At 55.0% G+C, this 19,513-nt stretch carries 20 protein-coding genes and 1 tRNA gene; 14 read left to right on the top strand and 7 right to left on the bottom strand.

Annotated features, from left to right (window positions below):
- Nucleotides 1–47 precede the first annotated feature (47 nt).
- Genes yacG through ACTJJN_RS20810 form a run of 4 tightly spaced genes read right to left on the bottom strand, consistent with a single transcriptional unit; the run spans nt 48 to nt 2,945 of the window.
- Nucleotides 48–248, bottom strand: a complete 201-nt coding sequence (yacG, locus tag ACTJJN_RS20825; RefSeq protein WP_003247540.1) for a DNA gyrase inhibitor YacG — start codon at nt 246–248, stop codon at nt 48–50.
- Nucleotides 245–868 carry a dephospho-CoA kinase gene (gene coaE / locus ACTJJN_RS20820; protein WP_004575721.1) on the bottom strand — a complete coding sequence of 208 codons (624 nt, stop codon included), beginning with the start codon at nt 866–868 and terminating at the stop codon, nt 245–247. The genes yacG and coaE overlap by 4 nt, the downstream gene beginning before the upstream one ends.
- The gene (locus ACTJJN_RS20815) at nt 868–1,734 is read right to left on the bottom strand and encodes a prepilin peptidase (protein ID WP_440781586.1); all 867 of its coding nucleotides are present in this window, start codon (nt 1,732–1,734) and stop codon (nt 868–870) included. Before ACTJJN_RS20815 ends, coaE begins: the two co-directional genes overlap by 1 nt.
- 2 nt (nt 1,735–1,736) lie before the next feature.
- Nucleotides 1,737–2,945: a type II secretion system F family protein gene (locus ACTJJN_RS20810; RefSeq protein ID WP_221100754.1), complete on the bottom strand. Its 1,209-nt coding sequence runs from the start codon at nt 2,943–2,945 to the stop codon at nt 1,737–1,739.
- Nucleotides 2,946–3,161: 216 nt separating this feature from the next.
- Here ACTJJN_RS20810 and ACTJJN_RS20805 point away from each other — a divergent pair, with 216 nt between their 5' ends.
- The 12 genes from ACTJJN_RS20805 (at nt 3,162) to ACTJJN_RS20750 (ending at nt 12,918) form a co-directional block, all read left to right on the top strand.
- On the top strand, nt 3,162–3,572 hold the full coding sequence (locus ACTJJN_RS20805) for a pilin (RefSeq protein WP_176685551.1): 411 nt from the start codon (nt 3,162–3,164) through the stop codon (nt 3,570–3,572).
- A gap of 71 nt (nt 3,573–3,643) precedes the next feature.
- A tRNA-Thr gene (locus tag ACTJJN_RS20800) sits at nt 3,644–3,719 on the top strand.
- Between the two features lie 160 nt (nt 3,720–3,879).
- Entirely contained in the window at nt 3,880–5,208 is a 1,329-nt protein-coding gene (locus ACTJJN_RS20795; RefSeq protein ID WP_440781584.1) for a tyrosine-type recombinase/integrase, read from the top strand.
- A gap of 313 nt (nt 5,209–5,521) precedes the next feature.
- On the top strand, nt 5,522–6,388 hold the full coding sequence (locus ACTJJN_RS20790; protein ID WP_440781583.1) for a hypothetical protein: 867 nt from the start codon (nt 5,522–5,524) through the stop codon (nt 6,386–6,388).
- Nucleotides 6,389–6,471: 83 nt separating this feature from the next.
- Nucleotides 6,472–6,705, top strand: coding sequence for a helix-turn-helix domain-containing protein (locus tag ACTJJN_RS20785; RefSeq protein WP_440781582.1), 234 nt, complete (start codon nt 6,472–6,474; stop codon nt 6,703–6,705).
- Nucleotides 6,705–7,037, top strand: coding sequence for a helix-turn-helix transcriptional regulator (locus ACTJJN_RS20780; protein ID WP_440781581.1), 333 nt, complete (start codon nt 6,705–6,707; stop codon nt 7,035–7,037). The genes ACTJJN_RS20785 and ACTJJN_RS20780 overlap by 1 nt, the downstream gene beginning before the upstream one ends.
- Nucleotides 7,034–7,663, top strand: a complete 630-nt coding sequence (locus ACTJJN_RS20775; protein WP_440781580.1) for a hypothetical protein — start codon at nt 7,034–7,036, stop codon at nt 7,661–7,663. The genes ACTJJN_RS20780 and ACTJJN_RS20775 overlap by 4 nt, the downstream gene beginning before the upstream one ends.
- Complete coding sequence (locus ACTJJN_RS20770; RefSeq protein ID WP_440781579.1) at nt 7,660–7,992, top strand: hypothetical protein; 333 nt, start codon at nt 7,660–7,662, stop codon at nt 7,990–7,992. The genes ACTJJN_RS20775 and ACTJJN_RS20770 overlap by 4 nt, the downstream gene beginning before the upstream one ends.
- 540 nt (nt 7,993–8,532) lie before the next feature.
- The gene (locus tag ACTJJN_RS20765; protein WP_266023747.1) at nt 8,533–8,820 is read left to right on the top strand and encodes a hypothetical protein; all 288 of its coding nucleotides are present in this window, start codon (nt 8,533–8,535) and stop codon (nt 8,818–8,820) included.
- Nucleotides 8,817–9,101, top strand: coding sequence for a DUF3077 domain-containing protein (locus ACTJJN_RS20760; protein ID WP_023629143.1), 285 nt, complete (start codon nt 8,817–8,819; stop codon nt 9,099–9,101). Before ACTJJN_RS20765 ends, ACTJJN_RS20760 begins: the two co-directional genes overlap by 4 nt.
- Complete coding sequence (locus tag ACTJJN_RS20755) at nt 9,098–11,968, top strand: DUF927 domain-containing protein (RefSeq protein WP_440781578.1); 2,871 nt, start codon at nt 9,098–9,100, stop codon at nt 11,966–11,968. Before ACTJJN_RS20760 ends, ACTJJN_RS20755 begins: the two co-directional genes overlap by 4 nt.
- Before the next feature lie 95 nt (nt 11,969–12,063).
- The gene (locus ACTJJN_RS20750; RefSeq protein ID WP_440781577.1) at nt 12,064–12,918 is read left to right on the top strand and encodes a hypothetical protein; all 855 of its coding nucleotides are present in this window, start codon (nt 12,064–12,066) and stop codon (nt 12,916–12,918) included.
- Between the two features lie 83 nt (nt 12,919–13,001).
- Here the strand turns inward: ACTJJN_RS20750 and ACTJJN_RS20745 are convergent, their stop codons facing one another.
- Nucleotides 13,002–13,622 (bottom strand): hypothetical protein, encoded by a 621-nt coding sequence (locus ACTJJN_RS20745; protein ID WP_440781576.1) that lies wholly within the window; start codon nt 13,620–13,622, stop codon nt 13,002–13,004.
- A gap of 517 nt (nt 13,623–14,139) precedes the next feature.
- Between ACTJJN_RS20745 and ACTJJN_RS20740 the strand changes: the two genes are divergently transcribed.
- Nucleotides 14,140–15,909, top strand: coding sequence for a hypothetical protein (locus ACTJJN_RS20740; protein ID WP_440781575.1), 1,770 nt, complete (start codon nt 14,140–14,142; stop codon nt 15,907–15,909).
- An 89-nt stretch (nt 15,910–15,998) separates the two neighbouring features.
- Nucleotides 15,999–16,775 (top strand): hypothetical protein, encoded by a 777-nt coding sequence (locus ACTJJN_RS20735; protein ID WP_440781574.1) that lies wholly within the window; start codon nt 15,999–16,001, stop codon nt 16,773–16,775.
- Between the two features lie 282 nt (nt 16,776–17,057).
- Here the strand turns inward: ACTJJN_RS20735 and ACTJJN_RS20730 are convergent, their stop codons facing one another.
- Both ACTJJN_RS20730 and ACTJJN_RS20725 read right to left on the bottom strand, forming a co-directional pair.
- Nucleotides 17,058–17,789 carry a retron Ec48 family effector membrane protein gene (locus ACTJJN_RS20730; RefSeq protein WP_440781573.1) on the bottom strand — a complete coding sequence of 244 codons (732 nt, stop codon included), beginning with the start codon at nt 17,787–17,789 and terminating at the stop codon, nt 17,058–17,060.
- Nucleotides 17,782–18,972, bottom strand: a complete 1,191-nt coding sequence (locus ACTJJN_RS20725) for a reverse transcriptase family protein (protein WP_440781572.1) — start codon at nt 18,970–18,972, stop codon at nt 17,782–17,784. Before ACTJJN_RS20725 ends, ACTJJN_RS20730 begins: the two co-directional genes overlap by 8 nt.
- Between the last annotated feature and the right edge of the window lie 541 nt (nt 18,973–19,513).

Genomic DNA, 19,513 nt, shown 5'->3' with positions numbered 1-19,513 from the left:
CGCGACACAAGGCTCCCACAGGTCGGCACAGCCGCCTTGCAATCAGCTCAATGCCGCGGCTCCAGGTCCCCCGAATACAGCTCATCTTCGGACCCTTCCGACCCCGCAATTTTGTGCTCCTCAGCCGCCCAGGCCCCCAGGTCGATCAGCTTGCAACGGTCCGAACAAAACGGTCGGAACGCGTTTTTTTCGCTCCATTCCACAGGCGCGCCGCAAGTTGGGCAATCGACGGTCAATGGCTGGCTCATGGCTGGCCTCCTTTCAAAGTCAGGTAAAAGTGGTGCAGGCGGTCAATCTGCTCATGCAGCGCGGCCAGGCCGCCGTCGTTGACCACCACATCATCGGCATGGCGCAGGCGATCCTCACGGGCCAACTGCGCCTGCAAAATGGCCTGCACGTGCTCGGCACTGGTGTTGTCCCGCGCCAGGGTACGGGCTATTTGCAGGTCCTGCGGCGCATCGATCACCAGTACGCGTTGGGTCTTATGGTGCTGGCCCGATTCGATCAGCAGCGGCGACACATAGACCGCATAAGGCGACTGCGCCTTGGCCAGATAGCTGAAAATCTCCTGACCGATCAGCGGGTGCAGCAGTTGCTCCAGCCATTTGCGTTGCGCTGGGTCGGCGAAAATCAGCTGGCGCAGGGCGGCGCGATCGAGCTGGCCGTCGCCCTGCAGCACGCCCGGGCCGAAGCGCTCGACGATGCTGGCCAGGGCCGGGCGACCAGGTTCGACAACCCAGCGCGCCGCCTGGTCGGCATCGACCAGGTGCACGCCAAGCTCGACAAAGCGCTCGGCAGCGGCGCTTTTGCCGCTACCAATGCCGCCGGTCAGGCCGAGAATCCAGGGGGTAAAGGCCGCAGTGGTCATCAGTATCCAAGCAGTTGTATGTATGAGGCGTATATTTCATCACCCCAGAGCACGGCAATCCACCCCGCAATTGCCAGATAAGGGCCAAACGGGATAGCCGTGCCCAAGGCATGCCGGCGAAAACGCAGCAAGCACAGGCCAACAAGCGCCCCCACCACCGACGACAACAGCAGCGTCAACGGCAGCACCTGCCAACCCCCCCACGCCCCGATCAGCGCCATCAGCTTGAAATCGCCATAGCCCATGCCTTCCTTGCCGGTGACCAGCCTGAACACCCAGTACACCGTCCACAGGCTGAGGTACCCGGCCACTGCGCCCCACATTGCGTCGGCCAGGGGCACATGGATGCCAAAGGTATTGACGATCAGCCCTAGCCACATGGTCGGCAGCACCAGCACATCCGGCAGCAGCTGGTGGTCCGCATCGATCAGGCTCAGCGCCAGCAGGCACCAGGTCAGCGGCAACGCCAGCAACGCCTCTACCGAAGCGCCGAAGCGCCAGGCCACTACCAGCGACAGCAGCGCGCTGGCCACTTCCACTACCGGGTAACGCAGGCTGATGCGGTTTTTGCAGGACGAACAGCGCCCGCCCAAGGCCAGGTAGCTGATGACCGGAATGTTCTCCCACGCACGAATCTGGTGCGCGCAGTGTGGGCACCGGGAGGCGGGCAGGCACAGGTCGAAACGCGGGTGCTGCGTGGTCGGCAGCCCCAATACCTCTTGCGCCTCACGCTGCCATTGGCGCTCCAGCATGATCGGCAGGCGATATACCAGCACGTTGATAAAGCTGCCCACCAGCAGGCCGAGCACCGTGGCAAGGGTGAGGAAATACGCTGGCTGTTCAGCCAGCAAAGCCCATAAAGTCATGTTCAGATCAAACTACCCAACTGGAAGATCGGCAGGTACATCGCCACCACCAGGCCACCCACCAGCAAGCCCAGGATCAGCACGATGGCCGGCTCCAGCAGGCTGGTCAACTGGTCCAGCGCCTGGCTGACCTGTTCCTCGTAATGGCTGGCGGCTTTTTCCAGCATTTGGTCCAGCGTGCCGCTGGATTCACCGATGGCTGTCAACTGCACCAGCAAGGGGGGGAACAGCGGTTCACCGGCCATCGCCTGGTTCAGCCCTTGCCCATTGGCCATGCCTTGGCGCAGCCGCAACACCGCCTGCTCGTGCAGGTCGCCACCCGTTACCCGCGCCACCGTACCCAGCGCATCCAGCAACGGCACCCCGGCGCCGTAGGACGTTGCCAGGCTGCGCGCAAACCGCGCCAGCGCGGCCTGCCCCAGCAACTTGCCAAACACGGGCAAGCCCAGCACCCGCCGAGATATCCACAGGCGCGCTGGCGCGTGCTGCCGGTAAAGCTGGCGCACGGCAACACCCAGCACCACGCCCATCACCAGCAGCAGCGGCGCAAACCGGCTCAGCCCTGTGGACAAGTTGATCACCCATTGGGTAAATGCCGGCAACGCCGCGCCCATGCCCGAGAACATGCTCTCGAATTTAGGAATCACCTCCAGCAACAAGATCGCCGACACCCCCAGCCCGGTCAGCAACAGCAGCAGCGGGTAGATCATCGCCTTGCGCACCTTCTTGTGCAGCACCCGACGCTGTTCCAGCATGCCGGCCAGCTGCTCCAGCTGCCGGTCGAGCGTACCGGACTGCTCGCCCACCCGTACCAGGTTGCAATACAGCGCATCGAACCATGCCGGGTGACGCTGCAACGCATCCGCCAACCCCAGGCCTGAGGCCACATCCTGTTTCAATCTTTCCAGCAACCCCGCCTGCGCCGCATCGCAACCACTGCGGCCCATCACCTCGAACGCCTGCAGCAGCGGCACGCCGGCCTTGAGCAACGTCGCCAACTGCCGGCTGAACCCCGCCGGGTCTGCCTTTTCGCGCCGCTTTGGCAAGCTGAACGCCAGCCCGCTGGCCGGCCGCAAACTCGCCACCGTGATGCCCTGGCGAATCAGCCCGGCGCGCACATAAGCCGGGCTGCGCCCGGGTGTTTGGCCGCTGACCGGCGTGCCATTGGCGTCGGTGCCGTGCCAGCGGTACAGAAGTGAAGATGAAGTCATGCAAAGGTCCTTGTTCAGCCCCGGCGACAAGCCTGGAAACAGCTTGCCGCGTCCATGCAAGGGCACGCGTCCGTGATGCTCACTAGAGTAGTTCAGCGAAGATGACGCCCGTGCGGGCAGGGGTGACAAAAGGTGTCTGTTCAGGCCTACTGCGCCGCTGCCGGTTGGGGCGCAACTGACCTCAATGTGTAAGCGAATCAAAAAGGAACTACGTTCATGAAAGGGCAACGCGGTATCACCCTGATCGAACTGATGATCGTCGTCGCGATCATCGGCATTTTGGCGACCATCGCCTTACCGATGTACACCAACCACCAGGCACGCTCCAAGGCCGCGGCCGGGTTGCTGGAGATCAGCGCGCTGAAGACGGCGATGGATCTGCGGCTGAATGATGGCAAGGATGTAGCGGATGTCGCCGCCCTGGGTGGCCAGCCGGCGACGGCGCATTGTGCGATCACGGCGAGCGGCAAGGCTGCGGATGGCAGCGGCAGCATTGTCTGCACCCTGGTGGATGCCCCGGCCAACGTGCTGGGCAAGGCCCTGACCCTGACGCGTTCGGCCAGCGGCTGGGCGTGCACGACCGACATCGAGGAAGACCTGGCGCCCAAAGGGTGCAAGGGGGCTTGAGGGCAGGGCAATAAACCAGCGGAAACAGGGGTTTGCGTTACGGGTGTGAGCAGTGGTACGTTGCGCTACACGCCGGTGTAGCTCAGTCGGTAGAGCAGCGCACTCGTAACGCGAAGGTCGCAGGTTCGATTCCTGTCTCCGGCACCATTCAACTGTTCCGATACGTCTCTTCTTGTACACGGAATCCCCTGAAAAGCCCGCCAAGTGCGGGCTTTCTTGTCTATTGCTGTCTCATTCTGTCTCTAGGCAATACCGATTTTAGGTATACGTTAGGGTATACGCCGGTTCGACGAGAAAACGTATACCTATGGCACGCACCGTTACACCCCTCTCAGACCCCAAATGCGAGGCCGCCAAGCCGCGGGACAAGGACTACACCCTGTTCGACGGTCAGGGCTTGTTCCTGCTGGTCAAGAAGAATGGCAGCAAGATCTGGCGTATGAAGTTCAAGCGGCCGGATGGCAGAGAGGGGCTGGCCACCTTCGGTAACTATCCAGCGCTAACACTCAAAGCCGCCCGTGCGCGCCGAGCCGAAGCGCTGGAGTTGTTGGCGCATGGTAAAGACCCGATTGAGAGCGCCAGGCAGGGGAGGGTCGAAGCGGCGAACGCGAGGGCCAACACCTTCGGCGTGCTGGCCAAGGACTGGCACGACGCCTGCTCTAAGAAGTGGTCCCCAGGTCATGCCGCGACGGTGTGGCGGCGGATCGAAACTTACCTACTCCCGGCCCTGGGCCAGCGACCGGTGGCCGGCCTCAAGACCCGCGACCTGCTGGTGCCGCTCAAGGCTGTGGAGAAGCGTGAAGTTCTGGACACTGCCGGTCGGCTACGGCAGTACATGACTGGGATCATGCGCATGGCTGTCCAGCACGGGCACATCGACACGAACCCTGCAGTCGACCTACAGGGCGCAACTGCTACACGCAAGACCGTCCACCGACCTGCGCTGGCACTGGATCGGCTGCCTGAGCTGCTGCAACGAATCGACAGCGACACTGGTCGGCCGCTGACACGGTTGGCCACCCAGCTCACCCTGCTGGTTTTTATTCGATCCAGCGAGTTGCGGTTTGCGCGCTGGCCAGAGATCGACGCCGGTCGCTCCATGTGGGAGATCCCCGGGGAGCGCCAGGAGATCGAGGGTGTGAAGAACTCGCATCGCGGCTCCAAGATGAGCACGCCCCACCTGGTACCTCTCAGTCACCAGGCCTTGGCCACACTCGAGCAGGTGCGGCAGCTCACCGGACGCTTCGACCTGGTGTTCGCTGGTGACAGCAACCACTGGAAGCCCATGAGTGAAAACACGGTGAACAAGGCGCTTCGACGCATGGGCTACGACACCAAAACTGAGGTGTGTGGCCATGGGTTCCGGGCGATGGCCTGTTCCGCGCTCGTCGAGTCGGGACTGTGGAGCAAGGACGCAGTAGAGCGTCAGATGAGCCACCAAGAGCGTAACAGCGTGCGGGCGGCATACATTCACAAAGCTGAGTACATTGAAGAACGCCGGCTCATGGTTCAGTGGTGGGCCGACTATCTGGATGCCAATCGAGAGAAGCACATCACGCCTTATGACTTTGCTCGCATGGGGGAGGGAGTAAGCAATGTGGTGCGTGGGACATTTGGCATGAATGGACGGCAATGAAAACAAGTATTCGATTAAAAGCCGGTGTTCTTGGTGTTCTTGGTGTTCCAAAAACGCTGGAAGCCAAAAACCACGAGGTCTGTAGCCAAGGAACACCTTTGCCTGAACGGCGGAACACGAAGACGCCGGAGCACCCAAGGTGTTCTCTGAACGAGGCGGCTCGGCCCGTGCGCCCGTCTACGCCAACGCAAGCCTCCTCCCCGTCCTGCTGGCCGCTCTTCCGATGCGCTCACGCACTCAAGCACGGCCCGGCGCGGCTTTATCTGCGCCAATTGGGGCGTGGGGATCGTCAAATAGCTAACGGCGCATTGCTATGACTCTTGGCAAATTAATGAGTCCTCTGAACCTCGACCTCGACGAGCTTGAGTTGGAGTTGGAGTGGTTGCCGCTTTATGGCGAATTCGCCGAGCGCTTCAATGAAGCGCTTGATCTAGTGGCGACTGGTGTCGAAATGTGGCGCCCTCATGAGCGCGAGGAGTGGGCAATTGAGGCGGCAGCAGAGATAAGCCGAAGGCTGTATACCATTGAGCAGCGGACGGAGTGGGGGTTTGTTGCATCGCTATCGCTAGATGTACCTTCGGCTGCGCGCCTTGTCGCTTCATCCGATAGCCGCATAACTGACTCCCAACTTGCGGCAGCCCTCGCTATGGCTTATGGCTGTCGGGCGATAAATGTTCTTCGCGAATGGCAAGCGCAATTGGCTGACGATATGTTCGAAGCGAGTGGGCGTGCGCTTATTGACGATACAAGAATTAATTACCCTGAGGTTTACGCCACCATTGTTAATGATTACCGCATTAAAGATTCGATCGCCGAGATCGAGGCACGGGAATCGGCTGCCGATCTGCTGGGACGCGCACGCAATTCCATTGTCATCGCTGAGCTTTATCGGGACTCAAGTATCCCACCTGCTGCACTGAAACGGATTAGCGAGCGAGCTTTAAAGACTTCACGCGCAGCTGTAGGCAGAAAAGCTGGAGAGCGAAGCGGGGCAGCCAGGCAGGAGAAGAATGCCGAGCGCGACAGGGCCATTTGTGATGCAGGCCGGGAGCTACTCGCGTCTGGTAGGTCGCCCGGTGAAATCACAGGGATCATCTCGGGCATGGCCGTTGCGGAAACCCTTGGTTCAAAGAGCATACGGTCAGTGCTACGCCAGGGGGGTGTTTTGCCTCCTGCCTAAATTACAGGGAAGTGAACCTAGTTCACTTCCCGCCACCTTCATATCTTCGCCTCCGTTGATTTCATCATCTCCGGGGGCATCCCATGCAACTCAATCGAACTGTAACAACTGTCTCACCTGCTGACCTTCTCACGCCTGACCAAGCGGCCCAATTGTTGGGCCTATCGGTCAAGACCCTGGCCACCTGGCGCAGCACTGGTCGCCACTCTCTCCCCTTCATCCGCTGCGGCGCGCGTATCCGTTATCAGCGCACCGAGCTGGTCGCCTGGCTAGCAGACCGGCACCACACCCCCTCCGCGCCTCGGGGGGAAATCTAATGTCGGCGCATCAAACCATGGGCAAAAATCCCGCCCGCTCGAGCACTGTCCGATTGCTTGGCGACGGCATTTCGGGGCGCAATCTGCGCCAGAGTATCGATCAAGCTCCAGGCTTTGACCCTGCTGCCACGCTTATTCGCTTCCCCGATGTGGTGGCTATGACCGGCTTAGCTCGCGCAACTATTTACAAGCGGCTCAAGGACGATCCGACCTTTCCTCGCCCCGTGCCGTTAAGCAACAGCACGTCACGGGGAGCGCCAGTGGGTTTCGTTCTTGCAGAGGTGCAGCGCTGGGCGCGTGCACGTATTGAAGCGCGGGGGATCACTGTATGAGACCCGCTCGTACGCCCTTTACGGGTCCCTTCTTCGACACATACGGAATTGGCTTTGCCCTTTACCAGCCGGGCCGCAACAACTGGAAGCAACGTACCGTCGCAGGTGTAAGTTGGAACGGCCTGGAAGGAAAAGCGCACTTTTTCAACTCTGATGGCCTGGTGCTCCCGCTAGTTCCTTCCCCTTGGGAGCTGCCTGCCGTGTTGCGCCAGCAGAGGACGCGAATGGAGCCAGCACAAATGATGGGATCAGGCGTATTTGCTATGACCCATCCCGCTGGAGATTCGAACGAGTCAAACCAGTGGGTCACTTACTGGCTCGTAGGGAGTGATGCGGCCTATGCAAATTGCCCAGAGGTGTGGGATGCCTATGTGGAATCTCAAGTAGCGGCTGAGCGCACAGCGGCCGAACATAACTACATTGACGCCCGCCGTATCAATCAACGCGCAGCGCAGTCTACTGACTTGCCTTGGCAGTCCTCAGAGCATGAGACGACCTGTGATGGTCTGTCCGAATGGGTCCGCGTAAACACTGATGATTGCCGCCGCATGCTGCGTGCTGAGTATGAGCGCGAATGCGCGGAGGATGAGCGAGTTGCGGCCTGGTTGCGAGGGTGCGCCGCATGAAACCTATTTTCCTGCCCGCCGATGCCCTTGATGCCATAGACGAACTGGGCCCAAAGGCACCTTCGCCTGGACGACTGGAGCGACTGCAAAAGCTCCGCGACGAAGCACTGGCCAAAGGGGCTCACGTTCTGTTGCTGATTTGGCCGACCCTCGATTGGGTGCTGCTCGCTGTCGAGGCGCCTGGGGACGTAGTAATTCAGGATGCAGCCCAGTTGGTGCCCAATGTGCTGGCCAATCCCGATGCGTTAGGACAGATGTATGAGAAGGCCAGGCAAGGCCGCAATCTCACTTGGCTCAAGCTTGAGCGTCGCCCGGCCATTACCCACTAACGAAAACGCCCCCGGCTGCAACCGAGGGCGTCTGAGGATCTTCACTGTGCCCGCTCACTCTATGCCATGGCCAAGAGCCATGCAACCTGCCCGCACCATTCAGCTTGCGCTTCGTCGGCTCACAAGTTACTCTCCGCCTGTCGCTGCAAATTCAGCGACCGGGTTTGGCGACCCGATCAACATAAGGCGCACAGGCGCCCCCATCACGATTGCAGGCGCTTTTTTTGTGCCCGTACGTCCGTGTTATGGCGGCTGTGCGTGGGAGACCTTCGGGTCTGCCGGTTTCCTTGTGTACCGGTTCGCCAACCTGCGCACAGCTGCCACCCTAATTCGTTTGGCGACGGACCGTGGCAGCTCCACACATAAGGAGCGTCACCCCATGCACACCCTCAATCCGTCTGCTCTCCAGAACCACATTGCCGCCCTGAAGTCCCGTGCAATTGCGGCCCTGCACGCCAACTCATCCCTGTCCGTCCGCTTGGCGCGTTACAACGCGGCAATGGCTCGTGCTCGCGCCCTAGAAGCAAGCGGGGGTGCCCAATGATTACGCCAGTACAGCATTGCTCTCAACCAGAAGACCTGCTTTGCATTACTGCACACGCGCCCGCTGGCGTCCCGATCGATGCGATCACCTGCGCCGTTGAGCGAGCCCAGGCAGTGTTGTGCTTGCTGGAGGATCAGTTCGAGGCGGAACAAGGCCAACGCCTGACTAACCGTGTGATTCTCGGCGCCCTGTGGGACGTACGCGGAACGCTGGAGCAGATTCGCACCCTGGTCGTGCATGCCGACGACTCGACCCGCCATGTCGCGGAAAGGGGGCGGAAATGAGCGGGCATGTTCAGGTTAATACGGCAGGTGGTGCCGCCTTCTCAAAGCACAACTCTTTGAATCAACCGTTCTTCCGTGTGTGCCCCGGTATCTCTGGTGAGGAAGCGTTGGAGCAGGCTTCGGTACTCATGAACTGCGTGAACAAATTGACGCAGCTAGCCGGCGTGAGCGACGACAACAATGTGTTGGTGTGGGCTGCGCTCTATTTGGGTGAGCAGGCTAAGGCTCTTGTAGATGATGTGACTACTGGGATTCAGATTGCCGAGAGTGGCCAGGCATGAGCAGGAAGATGCCCACCTCCAGGCATCCGACCTTTGCGCAGGTCAAGGCCGCTTCTTGCGCGGCGATTGACCGCGTGCTGGCCCACTGGCTTCCCGGTGGCAAGCGCGTAGACGGTGGCAAGGAATACACCGCCCCCAACCCAACGAGAGCGGACAAGCATTCAGGCTCGCTCAAGGTGAACTTGGCCAAAGCTACCTGGTGCGACTTCGCCACCGGTGACAAAGGTGGTGATTTGATTGACCTGGTGCGCTACCTCGATCGCGGCACAGATGTGGAGGCCTGTAACAAACTGGCTGCCTTCCTCGGTGTCGAGGCGACGAGCAAATCCAACGTCACAGCTCCCGCCAGTCAGGCTAAAAAACCAGAGTGGGTGCCCGTGCTGCCCATTCCTGAGCAGGCAATGCTGAAGGTGCTGCAAGCGCACCGGCAGCACGGTAAACCTTCCAAGGTTTGGATTTACCGTGACGCCAACGGTCAGCCACTTATGGTGCTGTACCGCTTCGACCTCGGGCCGGATGAGAGCGGCACGCCGCGCAAAGTGTTCGCGCCCCTCACCTGGTGCAAAAACTCTGCAAATGACTCGCTGGCTTGGCGCTGGCAGGGTTTATCGGAGCCTCGCCCGCTGCTGCGTCTTGATGATCTGGCTAAACGCCCCTTGGCGCCAGTAGTGCTGTGCGAGGGCGAGAAGGCCTCCGATGCCGCTGCCGATCTGTTGCCTGAGCATGTTGCCACCTGCTGGCCCAACGGGACGAACTCTTGGCAGAAGGCTGATTTCGCGGCGCTAGTCGGGCGTGACGTGTTGCTTTGGCCTGACAACGATGCCCCAGGCATGAAGTGCATGGATGCTTTGGCCGACCACCTGAGAAAGCTTGGAGCTGCCTCGGTGCAGACGGTAGCCTTGACGGTGTTCGGGCAACTCCCTGGTGTCGATGGTGAGCGCCCCACTTTCGCCCCAGGCGGTGAGTGGGGCGAAGGTGACGATGCGGCGGATGCCCAATCCAAAGGCTGGACTGCTCAACACTTGGCAGAGCTGCAGCGCACCGGGGAGCTGTTCGCCCTCGTACCTGCCGCCCCCCCCACCAAGCAGAGCCAGACCACTGGCCAGGCCAAGCAGCAACCTGAGAAGAAAACCGCCCCGGCCCCAAGCGGCTTCCGTGTCACGAAGGATGGGGTGTTCTATGCCGGTGAGGATGGCGAAGCACGCCCGGTTTGTTCACGGCTGGAGATATTGGCTCGCACGCGTGATGAAAAGGGCCACGGCTGGGGCCTGCTGGTAGAGTTTGATGACCCGGATGGGGCCAACAAGCGCCTCAACATTCCGGCCAGGGCAATGGCGGGCGATTTTGGCAAGGAAGTGCTCGCGCCGCTGGTTGATATGGGGCTGCGCCTGGCGCCCGTGCGCACTGCTCGCAATTCACGCAACGATCTACAGAGCTACTTGCAGGGCTATGACAGTGCTGAGCGTGCTCGCCTGGTCACTCGTCTGGGCTGGCACGGGGATGCCTACTTGTTGCCAGATCGGCAGATCGGTGCCAGCGCCGAATATCTGCACTTCTACGAAGCCGGTGCCCAGCTTCCGCCGATCACTCAGGCGGGGACACTGGAACAATGGCAGCAGCAAATCGGTGCGCTTTGCGTGGGCAATAACCGCCTGGCGTTCGTCGTATGCGTGGCTTTCGCTGGCGCGGTTTTGCATCTACTCGGGCACGAGTCTGGCGGTTTCCACCTGTACGGCGATAGCTCGGGCGGGAAGACTACCCACTTGCAGGTGGCTGCCTCGGTTTGGGGTGGTCCACGTCTGGTGCGTTCCTGGCGCTCTACAGACAACGCCCTGGAAAGTATCGCGGCGGCGCACTCGGACGGGTTGTTGGTGCTCGATGAGATCGGGATGTGCGACCCACGGATAATTGGGGAAACGGTCTACATGCTGGGTAACGGCACTGGTAAGGCGCGGGCCAATGATCGTGGCATGAGTGGGCGCCAAGTTCAGGAGTGGCGCTTGCTGTTTCTCTCCACCGGGGAAAAGACCTTGGCGCAACACATGGCCGAGGCAAACAAGGAATTAAAAGCCGGTATGGAGGTGCGACTGCTTGCTGTACCGGCTGACGCGAGCAAAGGGCTAGGGTTGTTCGAAGAGCTGCATGGCTTCGACGATGCCGCCGCGCTGTCGGATGCGCTCAAGGCCCGGGTTAGCCGATGCTATGGCACGCCTGCCCTGGCTTTCCTGTCGGCCCTCTGTGAGCCCGGCAAGTTGCGGGCATATGAGGCCATGGTGCGCAGCACTCTGGAGCGGTTTACCACTGAGGCATTACCAGCCAGCGCCAGCGGCCAGGCACAGCGTGCCGCAACTCGCTTCGGACTGGCAGCGGCGGCGGGTGAGTTGGCCACAGCCTTGGGCGTTACAGGATGGCCAGACGGTCTAGCGCTGCAATCAGCACGTGTGTGCTTGGACGCTTGGTTGGCCGAACGTGGCGGTGCTGGAAACCTGGAGGGTGACGCTATCGTGGCCAGACTGCGCGGCATGGTGGAGCGCTATGGAGAAAGTCGCTTCACGCGATGGGATTCTATTGCCGCGAAGACCGATGAGCATGCGCCACGTACAGCAGACCGGCTTGGCTTTCGCAGGACTATGGATCATGGCATTGGTGACTCTTTATATACGTCGGTGACCTATTACTTCCTCGGCACCACTTGGCGTGATGAGGTTTTTAAAGGTATGAATTTGCGAAATGTAAATAGAGAGCTGGTCGCGCGCGGAATACTTGAGCCGAGCGGAGACGGAAAAGCCGCCCAATCCGTAACACTACCCGGAATGCCGAAAGGACGGGTTTATGTTGTGAATTCAAACGTATTGCTTAGTGAATAACTAGTAGCACTCAACTAGCCGGGAGATTAGTGGCCATTTATAGGCTCGGCCTGCCTACGCCTGCGCTTTCATAAATTTGATTATTGGAGTCCAAAATGAGCACAAAATCGTCTATGCTGAAACAATGCCAAGCTGAACTAGCAAGCTTGAAGAAAGATCTTCCTCGGCTAAAAGCCGTCGCTGACGAGGCAGAGAAAACATTCGCTAATAGCCGTCAGGGAAGACCTGTCTATCCTCGGGATCAGATCGCGCCTTACTCCAATGCTAAGGTTAAAATTGATGAGCTATCTCGAGAGATTCAACGACTCCAGGGTTTGGTTAGCTGGGAGGAGGGTGTAAAGTCCGCCTCTGAAACCGTGCGCCAGGCAAAAAAAGATATAGCCAAGATTCATAGCGAAATTAAAAGCCTGCGTGAAAAGCGAGAGACGCTGGAGTCCAAAAGGGCAGGTCTTGTTGCGAAGCACGAGCGCGAATTGAAAACTGCAGAACGCGATGAACATGAAGCCGCTCGAGCTTACGCCCAGGCGATGGGGGAGAACGATAGCGGGGTTGAGCGCAAGGCAGAGGGAGTGTTGCAGAAAGCGTCCCACGCGCTGGCGATAATCAAACAGACGCTTCAAGGTGCTAGTACAGTCTCGTCTGCACTTTGCACGCAGCTCTCGGAGCTTGATGCTGTCATTCAGCAGAAGCAATCAGAGCTTGACAGTCTGAGCTCAAAAGTTCTTCAGGCTGCTCGATTTTATTGGGCAGACCGCTTTGAGAGGGCTGCACAAGAACTGGCAACCCTGGCAGCCCATGTTGCAGCAGCTGAAAAACTACTTGGGTACGGTGATAGCCTGAGCGATTTCTACGTTCCAGCTATTTCTCCCCAAAAGGGATATTTCATTTCACATCGTAGGGTTTTGGAGCGACGCAGCACTATCAAGCTGGAGCAGCTGACAGACATTTAATTCCAGCTTGCCGAACTCGTCTTTATCAAATTGTCAAAACACCATCTCAGGGTAATAGGTGATGGTGTTTTGATGTATGTGTATTAATTTCTTTGTCGCTCATGATTGGCTTCGGTATTAAAATTCTGAAGCAAGTGCTCTACGTCATATAAGAAGCCGTTTCGGATTGCTATTTTGGTCTTTTCCAAATTTCCAAGCATGTCATTTACAGGGACCTTGGTGTTGCCAAAGATAAATGAAGTTGATTCATGAACTCTTTGACGCTCGTTCACGGGGCTAGCGATCACTGCGAAGAGCAACGATCCAAGTAATGCCAAAGGGAACTGTACTCTGCCATTGAGCGTGCCAACGTAGGGGGCGTTGACAAATTCCACTTTCTCCGAGAGTTCGCCTTCATGGAGTATGGAACATCGCATGACTTTGTAGACAAGATCTTCGAATTCAATAGACGTCCCTGAATCGCTGGAGCTCGAAACTTCGAATGATAGGCTAGTTGTTTTAGCTGGTGTTCCATTGCTTAGTGACCAGAGAATGAAAGGCAGGCTATCTTTCAAGAATTTTTTACAGCGCTCAGATGTCTTCTTTCCTGGATAAAGCAGCTTGGCTGTGCCATCGATGGCAATTGCAAGTTGGATGAACGCATTTTCGGCATCCCCTAGAGCGAGCTTAGCTGTGCATTCCTGAATTCGCGCTGCAATGGTCAATAGTGACTCTCCTGGGGCTGATATCTGCCGATGCGGCATTCGCAGTTCTTGACCAATTTTTTGTTAGGTAGATTTTGGCTTCATCTACGGCTCGTCCATTGGGCATAAGGGAAGCCCATCTTAGGCTTGATAGCTATTTGGCATCAACCTTAGTTGATGTCTTTCATGACAATTCCTGTACGACGCCCTATCAGTAGTGCTACCCACAGGGCGTGTTGGACGAGCGACCGGCTGAGGCTCCTGAAAGACCGCTTCTGGCCGTTTTCTGCCTTTCGCGACAGGCAGAAAGCGGCCAGAAGCGGCCTACCATTGAACGCGTTTCCTCCCCCGTTTGAGCACCAGCAGATGCATACAGCCGTTAGCCCTCGAAGGCTAGGCGCGTTGCTACGCTATCCTCAGCACTGGCATCCTGAGTAGCCTGTGCACCGACGCCACCCAATCGCGAGCTAATATAGTAAACAGGACGAAGGGCAGTCCTTTATTACCAAGCGCTATCATGAATACCGGAAGTTCAACCATGAATGAAGAGTGGATTCTCCAAACCAAGGAAACTCGCAGAGTATTTTCTAACGCGGCATGGATTCCTTTGAGAGCGTCTGTAGAAGACAAGAAAGGAGATTTGAAAGAGATAGGTCATGTTAGTGAGTATTTTGGATGTGGCTCCGTTGCATTCCCGCCAGAACATCGAGTCTTTGTCGAAGAACGCCTTGGGTGGAGCGACATAGGAATAGGGCATACGGTCGCCCCGTATGCGTACGAAGATGGATATTATTCGTCAATCGATCAATATCAATATAACGATAAAGAGCCAATAGGCTTTAACTTAGTTTATGTGCAGCCGCAGCCCGTCATAGGTGGCAACAAATGGATATTGAGTCCGGACCTCATCGTGGCGCTGGGTCTCATCAAAGAAGGTGATAACTGGGTTAGACCTGAAGAAAACTTCGTAGTAGTAGCTCGCGAAACCTTCGACGCGAACGGCGAACATCGTCTTATTGAAATAAAAAGGGAGTTTCTAATAGATTATTTGGCAGCTAGAAATTTGTCGCTTCGTCTATCGTATTATCGACAGAGAGTGGAAAATGTTGCCGCTTTGCAGAATAGTGCTTATTCAAATTTGCAAACACGAAGTGAGGAAAGAGATAACGGCAGGTTCGAGCTAATCGTTAGGGATCTCAATGACGTGTTCGGAGGAAGCTGGGCGATGTTTCGTGCTTGGAGGACGGACGTCGATGAGGAAGAAGACGCTCCGGTCATGGGGCCTGAAAATGATACCAACACAGGCCATGAAAGCTCCAGTGGGCAACGAGGAGGCTATGCAGGTGTTCGGGTCGAGGGTGAGTTTTGGCGGGAGGAGTGGGTCGACCACCAATCAAAAAGCCAGCGGGTTCGTGGAGATACTGATCAGAACCTCCCTCAATTCATCGTGGAAACTGATGGGACTCGAATGCCATCACGGGCACTTAGGAACGAGGACATCGGTCGTTGGTTATGGTTTCGGGCAAGCGTTGTCACTGAGCTTCTGAATAATCGCGGCTTTAAGTTGACCTGGTACACTGGCGAAACTGGGGCCATTCAGTCCACATCAGGGTATAAAACTCACTTTGGAATCAATAGCTCTGACCTGATTACTGTCTACGCCTATGACGTCGCACGCTTGGCCTCCTGGGAACAACATGTTTGGGCCGCACATAACACTGCTCCAGAAGGTAAAGTTTCAAGCGAGTTGCTAGAATCGCAGGTTAAGGCAAAACCAGCATCTACATATGCAGTTGAAGAACTATTCTTTGGAAGCATGAGGCTTCTAGAAGATGGGTTTCGGAAAAAATACAATATATCCTTATTCACCCATGACATTGATGACGCCGAGGCAGGGCAACAAATATCTAGATTTTCGAGCAAGGATAGACCAACTCTACTCAGATTGGCAAAAGATATTATTCGAGTGTTTTCGGACAGACTCAACGTGCGCGAACTACGCAAGCTTTCTACTCACGCGGAGAAGGATAAGCTTGGCTCAAATAAATTGCTACAAAGTATCCTGGCTCAGAGTATTGGAGTCGACGGCGCCCAACGGGTGTTTGCTGAAATTGCCGGTGCTTATGACATGCGATTGGGAGATGCGCATCCTACAGGTTCAAAGGTTACAGATGCGATCAACCTCGCGGGCGTCAGTGAAGATTACTCGCCCTTACGGCAAGGAGAGCAGCTAATCCACAACGTTGGGCGGTCAATTTGGTATACAGGTAAGTACTTGTTCGGCGAGCCTGATGGTCAAGACGAGTAAGATATCGACAAGACCATTATGCGGCACGCCATCGCAATGGAAATTGCGACACGACGTATCAATGACAGTTGAATTTATAGGCGAGACTTATGCCAAGTTTTGTATGGGATAGAGACACAGAAGATGCGTGGAATGAGCCGTATGAGTATGGTGGGCAAGAGCAGTTTCATCGAGAAGCTTATAAGGTTCTATCGTCAATAAAGCTTCACTATGCAGAAAAGGATATGCACTTTGATCGAGATGAACGAACTCTCGACAAGGCGATCTGGCTAATACAGATAGATGCCTTAGAGGCGCTAATAGATGCCTTGAAATTAACAGAGGAAAAGAGGCATCGAATTGCCTCGCGCTTATTTCGTGATGCGGTTGAAACAATGGATATTTCGGCATACTTTTATTTGGCTGGTGATGGGGCAAGGAAAGATCTAGCAAAGTGGTATAATAACGAAGTCATTCCGCATAGGGTTTTTAGAGAATTCATAAGAAAATTTGAGTGCCAAGATAAAGCCAAAAACTTAAGCAATCTTTATAGTGATCTCAGCAAGTATACACATCGGACATATAGTGCGATAACCAAAAGCTACCTGCTGGGTAGGGATAACAAAATTGCCTATGATGGATTTTCTGAGACCGGTTTCAGAGTGCTTCCGCACGTCATATCGCTTTCGTATGCAATAATCGCAGCATTGATCAAAAGATTTATCACGATTGCCGAAAACACTCAGCAACTTGATTCTGCCAAAGTTTGCGATATTTGGGCGACATCATTGGAACAAGAGACAGTACCCAGACGCTTTGGTCCAGGGCCAGGTCAGTTGATAAGAAGTGCTCCTATAGCATTTGAGCTGAAGTTGGATGAAAGTTAATTGAGTTGTCTCTAGTTTTGCAGATGGATTGAATATCTACTTTTGGCCGTTAGCTATCCTCCGCCAAGGGCTGCTTTGGGGTTACGGACGATCACCATGGGGCTTTCGACCCAGAGCGGCCCTTGGCGGAGGGAAGTTAACCGCCAATATCTGTCATTCGAGATAACCCGGTACCCCCAGCAGCGGACATATTGAAATGTTTTCTCTGAGGCATAGTGAACGTAGAAATTCCGCTGAAATTGCCATGGAAGCGCGAAAGATTAAATACTGCATTTCGATAAATTAAACGTATTGCCTCTTCACTAGCTCAGGTACTTTGTCCGAGAAACAAAAAGATTTATTTAGGCTAGATATCAAAGAAAAAATTTGATCTTCAATCTCGTAAAATTCATTTCTAGGCTGATGGCCTAACGCGACCCCCATACAGTCTAGAGCATCGATGATTCTTTTCTGATGTGGCATGTATCGAAATGAGCCTTGAAGCGCAGTTCTTGCTTGTTCATTAGAAAAAAGTATTTCACTATTTAAAGCTGAGATGACGGCGCAGTAATCATCAGAAATTGAAGTTTTCCCATTTCGCGAATTAGAGAAAATTAAGTTATACCAAACAAATGTGTCTACCGATGAAGGAGATATACGGTTGCGCTTGGAGATCTCTAATGCTACGTAGTTTTGAAATATGGAAAAATGTGAGATATGGTTTGATAGTGCTGTGGCGTTTGCGCTATTTAGAAAACTCATGAGCGCAACTATTATCCCCCCAATCGTCGCAAGCCCTACAAGCAAATTCAGAGTTGCTATGAGTATCAAAAAAGATTGGTCATATATTTGTAAAAACTTCTTAATGCATTCGTTGTTAAAGCAAAGAGGCCTGGCAAACTCTCCGTCAATGCCGGTGATAACTATGGTTATAGTGCTCAGCATTATGCCTGTTGCGGCGACCAATAATAGTCCGGCGACAAGATAGTTTAGATATGGGTAATCACGCCAAATTTCGCCAAGTTTTTTATTCATAATCAGGCTTCAAACCCTTTAACGACTTTCTGATTTCTTTCGTGACAGCTGGAAATGAACGTTTTAGGATGATTAATCTTTCTTGAAGCTTATAATATCGCTTTGCGTACCAATAGGTGCTACGTTTAGTCGCACAGTCACGAGCCAGGCGGTCCAGCATTGCACGCGCACGCTCGATATCTTTTTTAGAAGGCAAAGGAAATATTTTCTTAAGTCGAGCGAGCAGCGAGTCGTATCGATCATGACCCACCCTAACTAATTTGTTTACTCGCCCCATACAGCGATTGAAATCGTGTCGGTAAGCGTGAGTTGTTCTATAGCCACGCTCGGATGCTAAATTTTCTATATTTTTTACGGCTGCCCTGATCCTAGCGATCTCTCCAGATGGAAGGCGAGGCTGAGGAAATGCGACCCTTAGACCATGGACAGTCAACGGTTCGCTGGAAACATAAATAGATCGAGTTTTAACAACGTTAAGCGGGAGGTCCTTACTAGTAAGCATCACCCTAATAATGTCCAGAGCATAACTGAAGTCGTAGTTTGATATCTTTGACGAAACCGTTATGTCATCTACGAGGCGCGTATATACAAGACCTTTTCGCGATAATCTATGAACCACGGCGCCCTCAATATCATGGAGGCACAAACTGGCCAGATAGCTTGAGGTTAGGGCTCCCTGGATTACATGAGACCTAAAACAGCAAATCTCTGCAAGCAATTCAGAAACTTCGCTGTCAAATTTCATGAAATTGCTAAATATATCGAGCACTAAGTCTTTGTGTATGTTATCAAAGAAATCTTTGACATCGACTTTCAATAAGCTCTTCGCGCCACAGTGTTTGGCGGCACACGACACATAGTCTTTGTTGATCAGGCGTTGAGTATCTTGCTCTCGTTGATTTGGTACGGAGCCATAAAGATGGTCTGGCCACTCAATAATGCTGAGCCTGGAAAATATACGCTTGTTTATTCTTCGCTGAATTTTCCTGAGCAAGAAATGCGGATTGTGGACCAGTCGAACGCTGCCATCACTCTTGAACGCTTGGGAAACAGCGTATTTTTCCTCATCAGGAAGAGACAGCGCCGCGTAAATTTCGTCGAGCGATACAGAAAGCGCGCTACAAAGATTCTCAATACTTGAAATCGAGCCCGTTGAAACTTTTCTAGGATTGAGTAGCGCCATTTTTAAATCCTATTAAAAATAGGTTTGACCAACCCATACTCAAGGGTGCAGTGAAGGATGATGCATTCATCGATCAGATCGCTGGCAGCTGCCATCCTTCACATGGCCAAACCTACCGTCCCTGTCTCCTCCACGTTTCTCGGAGGGGATCGGAGGTGCGAGCCTCCGGACAAGTCCAAAGTCAAAAACTTCAGACGCTCGTACGAGCAAAACCCAGGATCTATAAGCAATCGATTGCAGCACATAAGCGGTACGCTTACGCAACGCTAATCTACATACGCCAAAAATTAAATGCAATGCCTCGTTGAACCATCAGCAAAATCTATGGTCTAAAGCCGTTTTTTACTTTTCCCTAGGGGGAAGAATTCCAGCCCTTCACCTGCTCATCGGGCTTTGCACCGTCGTGGTGTTCCACTCTGGCACGCCCTAGATCTACCTCAAGCCCCATCTAGATTGCTCCACTCGAGTCTTGGAGGTACGGAACACCTTTTGTGTTACTGAGCCTTCGTGTTCCACATATTTCTCAATGGTGTTCCCTAGC

Origin of the sequence: Pseudomonas sp. 22515 (assembly GCF_052044625.1) — a bacterium.
GTDB lineage: Bacteria > Pseudomonadota > Gammaproteobacteria > Pseudomonadales > Pseudomonadaceae > Aquipseudomonas > Aquipseudomonas alloputida.
This window is presented reverse-complemented; position numbering and strand designations above follow the sequence as displayed.